This window comes from Streptomyces lancefieldiae, assembly GCF_031845825.1.
Classification (GTDB): Bacteria; Actinomycetota; Actinomycetes; order Streptomycetales; family Streptomycetaceae; genus Streptomyces; species Streptomyces lancefieldiae.
In genome coordinates, this window is the sequence record NZ_JAVRFH010000444.1 from 1 (window position 1) to 255 (window position 255).

The following is a 255-nucleotide window of genomic DNA, read 5'->3' on the forward strand; positions in this document are numbered from 1 at the left end:
GGCGCAACACCAAGCAGGAACTGACCGAGTACCTCACCGAACTGACCGGGGACGCCGCCTCCTACATGCGGCCCAACCTCTTCACCAACACCCCCGACATCCTCCACGCCTACCTCCAGCACGGCGGTCGGCCCGCCTTCGAGGTCCGCGCCGTCCTCGCCGCCACCCTCTCCCCCACCTGGGGCATCTACAGCGGCTACGAACTCTGCGAGAACACCCCCCTGCGCGAGGGCAGCGAGGAATACCTCGACTCGG

At 67.8% G+C, this 255-nt stretch carries 1 pseudogene; it reads left to right on the plus strand.

Annotated features, from left to right (window positions below):
* Positions 1 to 255 (plus strand): annotated as a pseudogene (locus RM812_RS42890) (alpha-1,4-glucan--maltose-1-phosphate maltosyltransferase); the annotation flags it as partial.